This window comes from Pseudohongiella nitratireducens, assembly GCF_001642735.1.
Lineage (GTDB): Bacteria > Pseudomonadota > Gammaproteobacteria > Pseudomonadales > Pseudohongiellaceae > Pseudohongiella > Pseudohongiella nitratireducens.
On the sequence record NZ_LWHM01000001.1, the window covers coordinates 101,356 to 117,502 of the forward strand.

Sequence of the window (16,147 nt, forward strand, 5' to 3'; positions counted from 1 at the left end):
TTTCAATATCCGGGATTTGATGTACACGCACTGCTCACTGCATTCGCGCATCGCGACGGAGCAAAGTGACCGGGCTGGTCTTATTCTTGTGAGAGCCGATCAATTTCGGCGCGAAACTCGTTGAGATCTTTAAAACTGCGATAGACCGAGGCAAAGCGAACAAAGGCCACTTCGTCCAGTTGACGCAGTTCTTTCATTACCTCTTCACCCAGTAATCGTGAATTGACTTCGCGCTCGCCGGTGGCGCGAATATTATGTTTGATGCGGTTCACGGCCGACTCAACACTCTCAATGCTGACCGGCCGCTTCTCCAGCGCCTTCATCAAACCTGATTTCAGTTTGGGCTCATCAAAAGGTTCGCGATTGCCATTTTGCTTAATGATGCGCGGCATGACCAGTTCAGCCGTTTCGTAAGTGGTGAACCGCTCGGCGCAAGTGATGCACTCGCGCCGACGACGAACCTGGTCACCTTCGGCAACCAGGCGTGAGTCAATCACTTTCGTGTCAAGCGCACCGCAAAAAGGACAATGCATACTAAAAATGCCTCCGAAGGCAGAGTCAGGTTATCAGGCCTGACGGTATACCGGGAAGCGAGCACATAGCGCTTTGACTTTCTCTCTGACGCTATCAATCACGGTCTCATTATCGATATCGGCGAGAATATCACACATCCAGTCGGTCAACTGCGCCACTTCAGCCTCTTTCATGCCACGGCGCGTAACCGCAGGTGAGCCGATACGCAGGCCACTGGTCACGAACGGTGGACGAGGATCGTTGGGGACAGCGTTTTTGTTAACAGTAATAAACGCTTTACCCAGCGCTGCATCAGCGTCTTTACCCGTGATGTCCTGTTTGACCAGGCTCAGCAGGAAGAGGTGATCGTCAGTACCGCCCGACACCACATCAAAACCACGCTTGATAAACCCTTCAGCCATGGTTTGTGCGTTTTTCACAACCTGCTGCTGGTAGACTTTAAAGTCATCCGCCATGGCTTCTTTGAAACATACTGCTTTGGCGGCGATCACATGCATCAGCGGGCCGCCCTGGCTTTCCGGGAATACCGCAAAATTTAGTTTTTTCTCAATTTCCGGATTGGATTTGGCGAGAATAATACCACCACGGGGTCCACCCAGCGTTTTATGGGTCGTCGTGGTAGTCACATCAGCAATTTGTACCGGGCTGGGGTAAACGCCGGCAGCAACCAGGCCTGCGATGTGAGCCATATCAACCAGCAGGTAGGCACCCACTTTATCGGCAATTTCGCGGAACTTGTTCCAGTCAATGATGCGTGAATACGCGGAGAAGCCAGCCACGATCATTTTCGGCTTATGCTCTACGGCCAGCGCTTCAACCTGGTCATAATCAATCTCACCCGTTTCTTCGTTGATGCCGTACTGAACAGCATTGTAGATGCGACCGGAGAAACTGACGCTGGCACCGTGAGTCAGGTGGCCGCCGTGCGCCAGGCTCATGCCCAGCACCGTGTCACCGGGCTTCAGCAAGGCCATATAAACAGCTGCATTTGCCTGCGAACCGGAGTGAGGCTGAACGTTGGCATAGTCGGCACCGAACAGTGCCTTGGCACGATCAATGGCCAGCGTTTCCACCACGTCCACGTATTCACAGCCACCGTAATAGCGCTTGGCCGGGTAACCTTCGGCATATTTGTTGGTCAGCACTGTGCCCTGCGCTTCCATAACGCGCGGGCTGGTATAGTTTTCCGAAGCAATCAGTTCGATATGCTCTTCCTGGCGCTGACGCTCACCTTCAATGGCTGCGTACAGATCCGGATCAAAGTCTTTGATATTCATGTCAGTGCTAAACATGCAAGTCCCCATGGCTGGATTTTCGATGGAGCGGTATTTTACATGATGTCAGGCCACTCGGCATCCGGAAATTCCGCACCTCTCGTGTTAGAATCGCCTTAAATTTCGCGGACAGGCCATTCCTGCCGCTTTTTATTGCTAGTTAGCCGGAGAATTCAACAACATGGCACAGTTCGTCTATACCATGAATCGGGTCGGAAAAGTCGTTCCACCCAAGAAAGAAATCCTCAAGGACATCTCTCTATCCTTCTTTCCTGGCGCCAAAATCGGTGTACTGGGTCTGAACGGTGCGGGTAAATCCACGCTGCTGCGCATCATGGCCGGTGTGGATCAGGAGTATCACGGTGAAGCGAGGGCGCAAAGCGGCATCAATGTTGGCTACCTGCCACAGGAACCCCAACTGAACCCGGAAAAAGATGTGCGCGGCAATGTTGAAGAAGGCATGGGCGAAACCATCAAACTGCTGGAAGAGTTCAACGCCATCAGTGACCGCTTTGCCGAGCCGATGAGCGATGACGAAATGAATCAGTTGCTGGAGCGCCAGGGCGAGCTGCAAAATGCCATCGACGCCTGTAACGGCTGGGAAATCGAGCGCACGCTGGAGCGCGCCGCCGACGCTTTGCGTTTACCCGCCTGGGACGCCGACGTGACCAAACTGTCCGGTGGTGAGAAGCGCCGGGTAGCGCTTTGTCGCCTGTTGCTGTCCAGCCCCGACATGCTGTTGCTGGACGAACCAACCAACCACCTGGACGCCGAGAGTGTCGCCTGGCTGGAACGCTTCCTGGTGGAGTTCTCTGGCACCGTGGTTGCGATTACGCACGATCGCTACTTCCTCGACAACGCCGCCGGCTGGATCCTCGAACTCGATCGCGGCTATGGCATTCCCTTTGAAGGCAACTACACCAACTGGCTGGAAGCCAAGGAAAAACGTCTTGATATCGAAGCCAAGCAGGAAGCGGCTCGCGAAAAAACCATCAAGTCGGAACTGGAGTGGGTGCGCAACAACCCCAAAGGCCGCCAGGCCAAGAGCAAAGCACGTCTGGCCCGCTTTGAGGAGATGAACTCCCAGGACTTCCAGAAACGCAACGAAACCACCGAACTCTACATCCCGCCAGGCCAGCGCCTGGGTGACAAGGTGATTGAAGTGAACAACCTCAGCAAAGGCTTTGGTGAGCGAGCGCTGATCAGCGACCTCAGCTTCGCTGTGCCCAAAGGCGCGATTGTCGGCATTATCGGCGGTAACGGTGCCGGTAAAACGACTTTCCTGCGTATGCTGACCGGTACAGAGCAGCCTGACAGCGGCTCTATCGAACTCGGTGACACGGTCGACATGGCTTATGTTGACCAAAGCCGGGACACGCTCGATGGCAGCAAAACAGTCTGGCAGGAAATTTCTGATGAGCAGGATATCCTGCAAATTGGTCGCTATGAAGTACAGTCGCGCTCATACGTGGGCCGGTTCAATTTCAAAGGTGCCGATCAGCAAAAATACATCAAAGAATTATCCGGTGGTGAGCGCAACCGGGTTCACCTGGCAAAACTGCTAAAGCGTGGCGCCAATGTTCTGCTGCTTGACGAACCGACCAACGATCTTGATATCGAAACACTGCGCGCACTGGAAGAAGGCCTGCTGAACTTCCCCGGCAGCGTTATCGTCGTATCGCACGACCGCTGGTTCCTGGACCGAATCTGTACTCACATCCTGGCCTTTGAGGGCGACAGTGAGGTGGTTTTCCATGAAGGTAACTACACGGATTACGAAGCGGATCGCAAAAAACGCCAGGGCGGAGATGCTCAGCCCACGCGGATGAAATACCGACGCCTTGGCAACCCATCGTGATATAAGTCACAAAACGACACATTCGGTGGCAGTACTCAGTTCAAGTCTGTCAGACTGCCGCCGATATTCTCGGATGACAATATTGTCGGACTGCACTGGATATTTCTGGGGGGCGATACCAGCGCAGCATCACAGCCGTAACGAGCAAAACTCATGACTGCACAAGATTCAGGCACCGCTGCCAACCAGGCACAACGCGCTTTTACCCGTATTTTCTTCGATGCTGAAACCGTTGCCACTCAGGAGGTAGCGGGCGAGCCCAGATTCTGGCCAGTAGAGTTGGTAGACATTTCCCTGCAGGGTATTTTGATTCGTATATTACCTGATCAACATATCGACCCGGACTCCCCTGTCGAAATCAATATTCACCTGGGCGGTGATGTGCAGATATGCATGGAAACCGAGGTCGTTAATCAGCGCGAGGATTGTCTGGGGCTGACATGCCGACATATTGACGTGGACAGCATGACTCACCTGCGCCGCCTGGTAGAACTTAACATTGGTGACACCAGCCTGCTGGAGCGCGAGCTGCACGCACTGACCTGATGACCTCCACCTCTAAACAAACACACCTGCATCTGAGCACCTTCACCTGACTGGGCCACTCAACTGAACAGAGAATCTCAGCCGCGAAGCGCATCAGATCGAAAGCTTCTTCCGTAACGCCTGCATATGCTCTTCCTGCTCTTCCGGTTCAGGCACTCGCACACTTCGTTCAGGCAGGCCATGCGCCACCGGCATCGATAAATCTTCACCATGCAGGACCCGCTTGCATAATTGACGGTAGCAATAAGCGAACCTTGGTAATACCTTTTCCTCAGGCTCCGTCGCAAGCACAAACCAGTCGGTTTGCTGCCCGGCATGATAGACAGCCGGATGCGACCAGTCGTAGCTGGCCTTGGGCGCCGAAGCACGGCAGGCTTCGACATAGGCCTCATATTCTGTCGGCAAGCCGAACAGCTCCATACCCTGCTCGCAGGCATTGACCACGGAAGACACCGTGGGCAGATAGGTCTGGGTTTTTACCAGGTGTCGGGCAGCAACTAGAATTTGCTGCGGATGGAAATCACTCAGACACTGAAGCCAGTATTTTTTGGCCAGCACCAGACGATCCGGATCTCCATAGGCTTTCTGGAACTGGTTATGGTAGGCCAGCTCAAATTCAGCAAACATCTGGTTCACTGCATCAATCAGATCCGGCCCCTCATGATTGTCATCACGAGAGCGTCGCTGTTTACTCTGCCCAGCTCCGGTCTGTGAGCCGGCGGAATGTGGCTTCAAGCCCTTGTCCATTCGATTGATTACCGTGTTGATCGACTGCATTGGCTGTGTTTAGTCCCGATTTCAGCGCCTCGGGTCGGCGTGCCCAGGCGTATTTTACATATTGCAGAAACCGCGTATTCCAGGATGCATGCGCCTGCCCGGAATCACGCCAGTACAGGACAAACTCCGGCACCTTCCGGCGGGCAAATGCCTCATCGATTTCCGCCATCTCCAGAATATCATAGACATCCGCACTGGGTTGCCAGTCTGCAGGAATCTGTCGTGGCAATCCGCCCTCGCCCATGGTTGCCCGGTACCGGGCCCACTGCCGGCGGATATGTTCGATGAAACGCGTACTCCAGGGCCCTTCTGCGGCACCACGTTCACGCCAGTAAAGCACGAACTCGGCAACCGCGTCCTCAATAAACGCCTGACTGACACCGTCGCGCATCAGTATCTGCACCGCATCCGGATCAGGCTGCCAGTCCGGGTGCATGATCGACGGTCGCTCACCACCGCGACGTGCCTGCTGATGTCGCCATTGCTTAAGCACATGACGATAAAACACATTCCCCCAGGAAAAACGGGACTCGCCACGCTCACGCCAGTACAGCACAAAGGACTGTACCTGATCTCTGGCAAACGTCTCAGGGATACCGTGCTGCCGGCACATGGCCAACCAGTCATCGCCAGGCTGCCAATCGGGTGCAATATAGCCTGCCTTACGCTGCGGCTGATTCCTGGCTGCAGCAGAAGGCACGGCAGCTGCAACCGGTGCCGAGGACTGATCAGCACCAGACACAGCCACTTCTGAAGCCGCTTGAGGTGATACATCATCCGGCTGCTCCTGATTGATCGCAAACCACCAGCTGTCACCGTTCCCGGTTCCGGCATCCACCTGAATCAGGCCAAGATCAGAAAGCTTGCTCTGCACCCGTTTGATATCAATCCAGGCCCAGAACGGGAACATGTCTATCAAGGTCTGCTGGTCAATCTCCACCCAGTCAAGACGCCCCCGGCGGCTCAATTTTCGGTGAGTCATACACTCACTTAAGACATGCAACATTACCGCCTCTTCCAGACCGATAGTCGCAGCCAGAGTAGGAGAAACAATAAGTGGACGCTCAGGGATCAGCGAAGATTGCATAATTGGATCAAACCTTGCATAACATTGCACAGACCACACAAAGGCACTGGGCATGACACGATGGTGTAAACGAAGAATCATGGCGCCTGTATTTGTAAGAGCAAATCAGGGCCTGAAAGCGGATAAGCTTAACACAGCAGGGAGAGATGCACCCAGCAAGCAAACGGCCATAAGAAACGACTGTCAAATACAGGACGCCCTGTTTTGGCGCCACCCATGATGCAATGCACTGCATTAGTGCAAAAACAGAATTTAAAAACACAAGGACAGCCGACTTTGCCAAAGAATGAGACGCTTAGAGCAGAGCCTTCAGCCTTATTGAAGGAGCCTTCAGCCTCAATGAAAGAGCCTTCAGCTTCAGTTAAAGAGCCATCAGCCTTATTGAAGCAGCTCCAGCACGATGAACAGTTACCCGTTCACTGGTTTGAGGATGCACTGGTTTGGATCGTCAAACTCTCTACCATGCTAGCGGAGTTGCACGAGCAACGTCGCCATCCGTTATGCATTGGCATCAATGGTGCTCAAGGCAGCGGCAAAACAACACTGTCTCTCGCGCTTGATATGTTGCTAACCAAGACCTATGGACTGCGCTGTCAGACACTCTCTATTGATGACTTCTACCTCAGCCGCCAGGACAGAGAAAAACTCGCCAGACAGGTTCACCCCCTGCTGCAGACCCGAGGTGTCCCCGGCACTCACAATTGCGAACTGGCCATCAATACCATCCAGCAATTAAAACAGGGAAAAACCTGCCTCATTCCGCGTTTTAATAAAGCAACCGACAATCCGCTCCCTACTAGTGCATGGTCCAGCAGTACCAGCCAGCCGGATATTATCCTGTTTGAAGGCTGGTGTGTCGGGATTCCGCCCCAGTATGAGAGCAAACTGAACACGCCTGTTAACTCACTGGAGCAACACGAAGATCCTCAGAAGCTGTGGCGCCAATATGTACAGCAACAGTTGTCAGGCTCCTATCAGACACTGTTTAAGGAACTGGACCTACTGGTTTTCCTCCAGGCTCCCGGATTTGAGTGTGTCCATCAATGGCGGCTGGAACAGGAAAACAAGCTGGCCGAACGAAACCAGCATAAAAACAACAACGCCATCATGAACGAGGCAGAAATCCAGCGCTTTATTGCGCATTACCAACGGTTGACGGAACATGCCTTGCAGTGCCTGCCGTCTCTGGCCAACGTTATTATTCCACTGGATGAAAAACACCGGTTGACTGGCTGCCACGTTAACCGTGAACTGGTAAAAGACATGTTAGAACGGGGTAAAAAAGAAGGCTTAACATCATGATGGACAGCAGTTGGCTGGTATTTACCGATTTGGATGGCACTCTGATTGACCATTACAGCTATCAGGCTGATGCAGCACTGATTGCCGTCAGGGCTCTGCAGGCTCGACAGGTGAGCATTGTTTTCAACACCAGCAAAACCGTGGATGAATGTGAAAGTCTGGCAACCAGGCTGGCTATTGCCGCCCCATTTATTGTGGAAAACGGATCAGCGATTTACCTGCCCAAGTACCGGCATTCCCGCCCGGCAGCCCTTGAGATAGTTCAGCGGGATAGCGCCAGCCACCCTCGCCGCGCCATCGTTGAAAACACCGGGCGCTACTGGTGTATTCAACTTGGCGCCAGCCACACGGAAATCACCGCCGCCCTGTCAGAACTGACGCCGCACTTCCAGTTCAAGCCGCTGAGCCAAAGCTCTTTAGAAGACATTTGTGAACTGACAGGACTGAGTATGAGCCAGGCAACAAGGGCCAGAAAACGCCAGTTCAGCGAACCCCTTATCTGGCAGGATAGCCAACCCGCACTGGACCGATTCCGCCTGGCATTATCTGCCCGAGGGCTTACCCTCTTAAAAGGGGGGCGGTTCTACCACGTACTGGGTCAGACCGACAAAGGCATCGCGCTCGAATACTTCAAACAGATGCATGAGCGGGAGCATCGGGGCAAGAAAGTCACAACCGTTGCACTTGGAGACAGCTACAATGACATCGACATGCTGGGAGCAGCCGACATTCCCGTGTGGATTCGCTCACCGGCACATGATGTGCCAACAGCAAAACACCTGACAACAAGCAGAGTCAGTCAACTGACCGGGCCAGCTGGCTGGCATGAATCCATCTTTGCGTTGATTGCCGAGCAATCCGCGAATCACCCCAATGCACCGAGCACGGAGAAATGACATGGGAGATTTTCATCAAAACGGTATCATTACCACGCTCCACAACCTCAACCAGCGCCCACTGGCTGAGATGGAATACGAGTTGCAGGTTTTTTCCCGCCTGAGACCGATGACACTGATACTCCCGTCACTGTACTCGGAGCTTCAGGGTCCGGCACTGCCGAATATCATCAATGAACTGAAGCAAGTGCCCTATCTGAATCAGATTGTCATCGGTCTTGACCGTGCTGACCGTGACCAATATTTGCATGCCCGGGAATTTTTCGGAGACCTGCCGCAACACCACCGCATCCTTTGGAATGACGGCCCCCGACTGCGCGCCATAGATGAAAAGCTTAAAGAACTCGGCCTGGCACCTACCGAACCAGGCAAAGGACGGAATGTCTGGTATTGTCTGGGCTACACTCTGGCTTCGCGCAAAAGCCAGGCTATCGCACTGCATGATTGCGACATCCTGACCTATAGCAGAGAGTTACTGGCACGACTGATTTATCCTGTCGCTAACCCGGCCTTTAACTACCAGTTCTGTAAAGGGTATTACGCACGCGTTGCTGATGGGAAAATCAATGGCCGTGTCTGCCGCCTGATGGTGACACCACTGCTCAGAGCATTAAAAAAGATGCTGGGCGAAAATGATTACCTGGACTACCTGGACAGCTTCCGCTACCCACTGGCCGGCGAATTTTCGTTTCGCACCGACGTCGTCCACGACCTGAGAATCCCCAGTGACTGGGGACTTGAAATCGGTATTCTGTCGGAAATGTACCGGAACTTTGCCACCAACCGTTTGTGCCAGGTAGACATCGCTGATGTTTACGATCATAAACACCAAAAACTGTCCCCGGAAGATGCCAGTGCCGGGTTGAGCAAAATGTCCATTGATATTGCCAAAGCGGTGTTTCGCAAGCTGGCCACCAATGGCGTCGTCCTTTCCAGTGAAACATTCCGTACCCTCAAGGCCACCTATTTCCGGATTGCTCTGGATTTCGTTGAAACCTATCGTAATGACGCGCTGATTAACGGCTTAACTCTGGATATACACCAGGAGGAACAAGCCGTCGAACTGTTTGCGCAAAATATCAAACTGGCGGGTGAACATTTCCTCGACAACCCGATGGAAACCCCGTTCATTCCCAGTTGGGACCGGGTATGCAGTGCTGTACCTGACATTCTTGAGCAAATCAAAAAAGCAGTAGAAGACGACACGGAAGAGTTTCTTAAATGAACCGATTGCAAGAGCGCGTACTCACGCACCTGGAGCAGATTTACACGTATTTGGCACCTACCCAGCGTCAGGTACTGGCTGAGCAGCTGCTGGAAGAAATGCAGCTGAACGACCAGGATATTAACACTGGTCGCCAGCCCGGGCAGTGGAACGAAAGTGACATCTACCTGATCACCTACGCTGACAGTATCCTGCCTGCAGATACACACCCATCCGGTCCGGGCAGTGAGAATAACAACGTGTCCCTGCAGTCATTACATTCATTTATGAATACGCATTTGCAGGAAAGTATCAGCGCTGTCCACATCCTGCCTTTTTACCCCTGGAGTAGTGACGACGGTTTCGCCGTCACCGATTACTCTCAGGTCGATCCACGCTTTGGCAACTGGGGTCATGTCGAATCTATTGCCAAAAATTACCAGCTAATGGCTGACCTTGTGATCAACCACTGCTCTTCTTCACACAGTTGGTTCCAGAACTTTATTGACGGCAAATCACCAGGCAAGGACTATTTTGTCACAGCTTCGCCAGAGGATGATCTCAGTGCAGTCATTCGCCCCCGGACCAGTGACTTGTTACGCGAGACAGACACCGTCAACGGCAAGCAATTCGTCTGGTGCACCTTTGGCCACGACCAGATTGACCTGAACTTCGCCAACCCTGAGGTGTTAGTCGCGATGGTCCGCATCGTCCGGCAGTATCTTGACCACGGTGTGCGGATTTTCCGCCTGGATGCTGTCGCTTTCGTCTGGAAAGAAACAGGCAGCAATTGCCTCAACCTTCCCCAAACACACGAAATTGTCCGCTTGTTAAGAACGCTGGTGGAACAGGCGGCCAGTGACGCCTTGTTAATCACTGAGACCAATATTCCCAAGCGCGAGAATTTAAGCTATTTCGGCAATGCCAACGAAGCGCACAGCATCTATAACTTTTCTTTACCTCCACTGCTGATTCATGCGTTGATCACCGGCCATAGCCGTCATTTAAAAAACTGGCTGATGAGCATGCCTCCCGCACAAATGGGAACGTTCTATTTCAATTTCATAGCCTCCCACGATGGGATTGGTTTGCGTCCCGCCGAAGGGCTGCTCAGTGATGACGAACTGGAACGAATGCTGACAGTCATGGATAAAGCCGGCGGGGAAATTTCCTGGCGAGCCAGCGATCACCTGACGCAACGCCCTTATGAAATCAACATCAGCCTCTGGGACGCCATGTCTCGGCACGCCGATCATGAGCAGGAAGGCGCAGACCAGTGGCAGCACCAGCGTTACCTGTGCGCGCACACAATCCTGCTTGCCCTGGAAGGGATCCCTGCTTTCTATATTCACAGCCTGCTTGCCACCGGCAACGACTACGACCGTCTCAAAGCCAGTGGCCATAAACGTCATATTAACCGTCATCGCTGGAATGCCCAGGCATTACAGGACGGCCTGGACAACCCCAGCAGCCGACATGCACGGATATTGCATGACCTTAAGAGACTCATTGCCACCCGGCGTAAGCAACCTGCTTTTCACCCTAATGCCACTCAGTTTACCCTGCACCTTGGCGATGCCATTTTTGCATTCTGGCGGCAAAGCCTTGACCGCCAACAAAGCATTTTTGCGCTGAACAATATCTCTGACCAGGTTCAACATGTACCTCTGAGTGAAATCAACCTGATCGATACTGATGACTGGGTGGACCTGATCACAGGCCAGGCACTGGACATGAAGACAGCCGATCTTGTCCTTGCCCCCTACCAGAGTATATGGTTGAGCAACCTTCGCCCCTGACACCCTGCCCCCAGACAAAAGAGGATCCAGATTCTTTCTGACTTGGAAATGACATTTTTTCTGAGATATTATCCGGTCTGATGAGTCGCATTAATGTTGCACACGTCGGAGTGTAGCTCAGCCTGGTAGAGCACCGCCTTCGGGAGGCGGGGGTCGGAGGTTCAAATCCTCTCACTCCGACCAATTATGTCTCGGGTCCATACTGTGTTACATGGGAGCCTCTTCCTCATGTCTTTAGTCAGCCAGGTGTCCATTAACCGGAAAATCGAATCTGTCTTTCGTGAAGAGTCTCGCCCAGCCCTGGCAACGCTGCTTCGCCTGCTGGGAGGCAACTTCGATCTTGCCGAAGACACTCTGCAAGACGCGTTTATAGTTGCTGCCACGCAATGGCCTGAGCAAGGCATCCCTGATAACCCCAGAGCATGGCTGATTTCGACCGCCCGCTTTAAAGCCATTGATCAGTTGCGTCGCCAACAGCGACAGCAAGCACTCTCAGAGTCAGTGCTAGACGCACTGGTAACCGAAGATGAATTCGCCACCGACCCGGAAGACATTGAGGATGACCAGGTTCGCCTCATTTTTACCTGTTGCCACCCCGCACTATCGGAAGAGGCCAGGCTGGCCCTGACATTAAGGGAAGTGTGCGGAATGACAACAGAACAAATTGCGGCAGCGTTCCTGATTCCTGTGCCCACACTTGCCCAGAGAATTGTACGCGCAAAAAATAAAATTCAGGCGGCTAATATCCCCTACGAGGTACCTGATAAAGTGCAGCGAGCTGAAAGGCTCAATGACGTTTTATCAGTCATATTCCTTATTTTCAACGAAGGATACTCCCCCAGCGCCGGCCAACTCGTAGTATCCCCGGCACTTTGTGAAGAAGCCATCCGACTCTGCCGGCGGTTAGGGCAATTAGCGGCTGATTACGAAATCAAGGGCCTGCTGGCACTCATGCTTCTGCACGATTCACGACGCGATACCCGGATCGGACCAGATGGCGAGCTGGTACCTTTAGAAAAGCAAAACCGTCACTTGTGGGATCAGGCAAAAATACGCGAAGGATGCGACTTGGTAGAGGAAGCGCTTCGCGATGCCCCAGCCTCATCCTACGCTATTCAGGCAGCCATCGCTGCCTTGCATGCTCAGGCCAAGCGCCCTGAGGATACTGACTGGAAGGAAATTACTGGTTTATATACCGTTCTTTGGCACCTGCAGCCGACAGTTATTGTCGCACTGAACAGGGCTGTCGCGATCGCTATGCGTGATGGCCCGGTTACCGGACTGGGTCTGTTAGCGAATCTGGCAGACCAGCATCAGTTCAATAAATATCTACCCTTTCATGCAGCCCGAGCTGACCTGCTCAAACGTGCCGGGCAATCCAGGGAGGCAGAATTCGCATATCAGCAGGCGATAGAACTGGCTGGTGAAACGCCCGAAGGTGCTTATCTGCAGAAGCAACTGAGGACGCTACAATAATTTGCGAATACATTGTCGAATGCCGCCCACCTGAAACGACTAAGGGATGACGGCAGATAATAATGAACCTGCCAGCACCGGTAAAAACAACACCAAGGAGTCAGTCATGTCATATATCGACGGGTTTGTATTAGCAATCCCCAAAGCCAACCGCGACGCATTTATTAAACATGCCACTACGGCTGATGCCATTTTTTTGGAGCATGGCGCCATACGTGTTCTGGAATGCTGGCAGGATGATGTCCCAAAAGGCAAAACCACAGATTTCTACGGAGCCGTCAAAGCAAAAGAAGACGAAGCTGTCTGCTTTGCGTTTGTCGAATGGCCTGATAAAGACACTCGTAACTCGGCCATGGCTGACCTTGAAAAAGTCATGCAAACAGACCCCCGTATGGATCCAGAGAAGAACCCCATGCCATTTGACGGCGCCCGCCTGATTTATGGCGGCTTTGAAACCGTGGTAAACCTGGAGTCTGACCATGCAAAATAAACACGGTGATTTTGTCTGGTATGAGCTACAAACGTCAGACATTGATGCAGCAAAGCGGTTTTACGGACCTTTACTGGAATGGCAGTTTTCACTCAGCAGTGCGGAAGCCCCTCGCTATGAAACCTGTCTGGCCCAGGACAATCACATCCGGCAAACTCATGAAGTCGGCGGTATTCTGGAGCTGACACCTGAAATGCAGGAAGGTGGCTGCTCCCCAGCCTGGCTGGGTTATATCGAGGTCGATGACATGACCCAGGCCTGCAAGAAACTCACGGATGCTGGCGGCAAGATACTGATGCCTGTCAAATCTATCAATGATGTGGGCGACGTCTGTGTCGTCAGCGACCCCCAGAATGCCCCTTTTTACCTGATCTGCAGCAGTGGCGCGAAGAACAGTCTGGCCTTTGCCCATGATCGACCCCGCCCAGGTCACTGTGCCTGGAACGAACTGGTCACCAGCGATAAAAACGCAGCCCAGGCATTTTACCAGTCCCAGTTTGGCTGGACACAGGACGGCAGCATGGATATGGGTGACATGGGGAGCTATGATTTTATACGCCATCGAAACATGATCGGCGCCATGATGAACATTCCTGCCCCTGGCCTGCCGCCTTTCTGGAATTTTTATTTCAGGGTGGCCAATATCGATAAGGCCGTAAAGTATATTACTGACAATGATGGCACCATAACCCAGGATCCAATGGAGATCCCTGGCGGAGAATTCGTTATTAGCGCCCAGGACCCGCAAGGGGCCAACTTCCAGCTAATCGGTACCCGTGGTGACAGTTAAGGAGGGTTAATAATGAAATACCTGTGTCTGGTCTATTACGACGAATCCATTATGGAAAAAATGTCACAACAGGAGTGGGACGAGCTTAATCAGGAGTGTATTGGCTGTGTAGAGAACCTGACAACCAAAGGGAACTTCCTTGATGGCGCCCCTCTGGAATCTGTGACTACTGCAACAACATTACGGATGAGAAATGGAAAGCCATTGCTGACCGATGGGCCTTTTGCAGAAACAAAAGAGCAACTGGCCGGTTTTTACATGCTGGAAGCGAAAGACATGAACGAGGCCATCCGTCTGGCAGAGAAAATTCCCCCGGCACGCTATGGCTCCATTGAAGTACGTCCGGTCAGGGAGTTAAAGCCGGAAGGTAACACTCGTTCTTGACATGAATATAGTGTAAATTGATCCCGTTGAATGGTTAAGCCAGCATAGTCAACCAGCAGAAAATGGTTATAAAGGGTTTCAAGTATCACTGGTATGAATGACACGCTCAAAGAAATCCTTAATGATGTAATTGACCTGATGCTAGACCCTGTATTCCTGGTAGATAAGCATGGTGTTATTTTGTATGTCAGCTCTGCTGTCGAGCGAATCCTCGGTTACCAGCCACAGGAGATGACAGGCAACTATATTCTCGACTTTGTCGTACCTGATGACCGTGAAGCGACTCTGAAAACAGCCGAATCAGTTATCGATGGCCGCATTCATGCCAATTTCGAGAACCGCTACCAACATAAAGACGGCCATGTGGTTAACTTATTGTGGTCTGCCAGGTGGATTCATAACCATCAGGTCCGTATTGGTGTGGCCCGCGATATCACCGAACGAAAACGGGCCGAGGAGCGCCTTTATCATTTCGCCAACCACGACCCGCTCACCAATCTGCCAAACCGCTTACTGTTTCATGATCGAGTCACCCGGGCCATTGAGCATGCCAAGCGTTATCACAGTAAACTGGCACTGCTGTACCTTGACCTGAACGGGTTCAAGCTGGTGAATGACAAGCACGGCCACAGTGCAGGTGACCAGTTCCTCCAGGAAATGTCAGTCAGACTGAGCAGTAATATTCGCAATGCGGACACGATAGCCCGAATTGGCGGTGATGAATTCGCCGTTCTACTGACGGGTATTGCCGATCACGATTCTGTCTCTGAGGCCATTCTCAAAATTCGCAAATTGATCGAGATGCCAATTGAGATTAATGAACACCTGTTATCGGTAACCGCCAGTATCGGCTTTGCCCTCTTCCCCGAGCAGGGCGATGCCTTCGACGAATTACTCCACCAGGCCGATACCAGTATGTACAGGACGAAACGACAATGAGCTCACCGAACTATCGCCACCTTGCCGAAGAACAGAGTTATCAGCTGGAGCTTGAGCCTGACCAATGGGCTCGCCTGGACTATCAGCGTGAGGGTAATGTTTTACATCTCAACCACACCATCGTTCCCCCCTCGCTCCGGGGCAAAGGTGCAGCAGCCATGCTCCTTGAGTTTGCTTTAAAAGATATCGATGAGCAGGGCTTGATGATCAACCCGGTATGCACCTATGTGCAGTCTTATTTAAAACGTTACCCGAAATGGCAACGACTGGCATACAACCGCGGCGACAGTTGACCTGCGAGAGGGCGGAAAATTTTGCTCCCGAATGGAAGCAAAAGATGACAGTCACCCCAGACATGCGACAGTGACAATCACGCTTGATAGCGAAGACTCTCACTCAATTGAGCAGCAAATATCAGGCTGGCAAAGCATTCTGGCGAACTTTCGGCAATGTGTTGAGTCTGGTGATAACAGAGGATAATATATTTACTGTACGTTCCAGTCATTAGCCACTTAACGTAGTGAGGATGTTTACCATGCTACATATTGTCAAAATGATCGAACACCGCCGTCAGGGACATGCAACTCACCCGGCTACCATACTGTTATTGTCAGGTTCAGCCCTGTTACTTGGCATTGGCTGCATGGTGCTAGCCAGCCAGTGACTTCTTTCTCTTCCAGGCAGATCATGTTACCGGCACTTCTGGTAATAGCTGGCTTATCATCATGGTGGCTCATACAAAGTGAAGAACCTCGATCTGATATAGAGCAAACACCTGCCCAACACAGTTC

General features: G+C 52.4%; 18 protein-coding genes and 1 tRNA gene. 15 read left to right on the forward strand and 4 right to left on the reverse strand.

Annotated features, from left to right (window positions below; translation table 11 throughout):
• Window positions 1-80: 80 nt before the first annotated feature.
• Entirely contained in the window at window positions 81-533 is a 453-nt protein-coding gene (nrdR, locus tag PSCS_RS00500; RefSeq protein ID WP_068809835.1) for a transcriptional regulator NrdR, read from the reverse strand.
• Between the two features lie 33 nt (window positions 534-566).
• Window positions 567-1,826: a serine hydroxymethyltransferase gene (gene glyA / locus PSCS_RS00505; RefSeq protein ID WP_068809836.1), complete on the reverse strand. Its 1,260-nt coding sequence runs from the start codon at window positions 1,824-1,826 to the stop codon at window positions 567-569.
• A gap of 163 nt (window positions 1,827-1,989) precedes the next feature.
• Between glyA and ettA the strand changes: the two genes are divergently transcribed.
• Together ettA and PSCS_RS00515 are read left to right on the forward strand one after the other, a co-directional pair.
• Window positions 1,990-3,666, forward strand: coding sequence for an energy-dependent translational throttle protein EttA (gene ettA / locus PSCS_RS00510; RefSeq protein ID WP_068809837.1), 1,677 nt, complete (start codon window positions 1,990-1,992; stop codon window positions 3,664-3,666).
• Between the two features lie 153 nt (window positions 3,667-3,819).
• Window positions 3,820-4,212, forward strand: coding sequence for a PilZ domain-containing protein (locus PSCS_RS00515; protein ID WP_068809838.1), 393 nt, complete (start codon window positions 3,820-3,822; stop codon window positions 4,210-4,212).
• Between the two features lie 93 nt (window positions 4,213-4,305).
• Here PSCS_RS00515 and PSCS_RS00520 read toward each other — a convergent pair whose 3' ends face one another.
• Entirely contained in the window at window positions 4,306-4,947 is a 642-nt protein-coding gene (locus PSCS_RS00520) for a replication protein P (RefSeq protein ID WP_157885573.1), read from the reverse strand.
• Window positions 4,901-6,076: a DnaT-like ssDNA-binding domain-containing protein gene (locus tag PSCS_RS00525; protein WP_068810000.1), complete on the reverse strand. Its 1,176-nt coding sequence runs from the start codon at window positions 6,074-6,076 to the stop codon at window positions 4,901-4,903. The genes PSCS_RS00520 and PSCS_RS00525 overlap by 47 nt, the downstream gene beginning before the upstream one ends.
• Before the next feature lie 339 nt (window positions 6,077-6,415).
• On the opposite strand from PSCS_RS00525, the gene PSCS_RS00530 reads away from it, so the two are divergent.
• From PSCS_RS00530 to PSCS_RS16200, 13 genes are all read left to right on the forward strand, one after another.
• Window positions 6,416-7,378, forward strand: coding sequence for a hypothetical protein (locus PSCS_RS00530; RefSeq protein WP_068893806.1), 963 nt, complete (start codon window positions 6,416-6,418; stop codon window positions 7,376-7,378).
• Window positions 7,375-8,274, forward strand: a complete 900-nt coding sequence (locus PSCS_RS00535) for an HAD-IIB family hydrolase (RefSeq protein ID WP_082866701.1) — start codon at window positions 7,375-7,377, stop codon at window positions 8,272-8,274. Before PSCS_RS00530 ends, PSCS_RS00535 begins: the two co-directional genes overlap by 4 nt.
• A gap of 1 nt (window position 8,275) precedes the next feature.
• A complete protein-coding gene (locus PSCS_RS00540; RefSeq protein WP_068809840.1) occupies window positions 8,276-9,499 on the forward strand; it encodes a glycosyltransferase family protein in 1,224 nt (407 codons plus the stop codon).
• A complete protein-coding gene (locus PSCS_RS00545) occupies window positions 9,496-11,277 on the forward strand; it encodes a sugar phosphorylase (RefSeq protein ID WP_068809841.1) in 1,782 nt (593 codons plus the stop codon). The genes PSCS_RS00540 and PSCS_RS00545 overlap by 4 nt, the downstream gene beginning before the upstream one ends.
• 106 nt (window positions 11,278-11,383) lie before the next feature.
• A tRNA-Pro gene (locus PSCS_RS00550) sits at window positions 11,384-11,460 on the forward strand.
• 69 nt (window positions 11,461-11,529) lie between these two features.
• Window positions 11,530-12,753, forward strand: coding sequence for an RNA polymerase sigma factor (locus tag PSCS_RS00555; RefSeq protein ID WP_106387061.1), 1,224 nt, complete (start codon window positions 11,530-11,532; stop codon window positions 12,751-12,753).
• A gap of 106 nt (window positions 12,754-12,859) precedes the next feature.
• Window positions 12,860-13,243, forward strand: coding sequence for a DUF1428 domain-containing protein (locus tag PSCS_RS00560; protein ID WP_068810002.1), 384 nt, complete (start codon window positions 12,860-12,862; stop codon window positions 13,241-13,243).
• Window positions 13,233-14,033: a VOC family protein gene (locus PSCS_RS00565; protein ID WP_068809843.1), complete on the forward strand. Its 801-nt coding sequence runs from the start codon at window positions 13,233-13,235 to the stop codon at window positions 14,031-14,033. Before PSCS_RS00560 ends, PSCS_RS00565 begins: the two co-directional genes overlap by 11 nt.
• A 12-nt stretch (window positions 14,034-14,045) precedes the next feature.
• A complete protein-coding gene (locus tag PSCS_RS00570; RefSeq protein WP_068809844.1) occupies window positions 14,046-14,417 on the forward strand; it encodes a YciI family protein in 372 nt (123 codons plus the stop codon).
• 93 nt (window positions 14,418-14,510) lie between these two features.
• Entirely contained in the window at window positions 14,511-15,356 is an 846-nt protein-coding gene (locus PSCS_RS00575) for a diguanylate cyclase domain-containing protein (protein ID WP_068809845.1), read from the forward strand.
• Window positions 15,353-15,649: a GNAT family N-acetyltransferase gene (locus PSCS_RS00580; protein WP_068809846.1), complete on the forward strand. Its 297-nt coding sequence runs from the start codon at window positions 15,353-15,355 to the stop codon at window positions 15,647-15,649. The genes PSCS_RS00575 and PSCS_RS00580 overlap by 4 nt, the downstream gene beginning before the upstream one ends.
• Window positions 15,650-15,680: 31 nt before the next feature.
• Window positions 15,681-15,836 (forward strand): SRPBCC family protein, encoded by a 156-nt coding sequence (locus PSCS_RS15770; protein WP_157885574.1) that lies wholly within the window; start codon window positions 15,681-15,683, stop codon window positions 15,834-15,836.
• Window positions 15,837-15,891: 55 nt separating this feature from the next.
• A complete protein-coding gene (locus PSCS_RS16200; protein ID WP_267890024.1) occupies window positions 15,892-16,020 on the forward strand; it encodes a hypothetical protein in 129 nt (42 codons plus the stop codon).
• The last annotated feature ends 127 nt before the right edge of the window (window positions 16,021-16,147 follow it).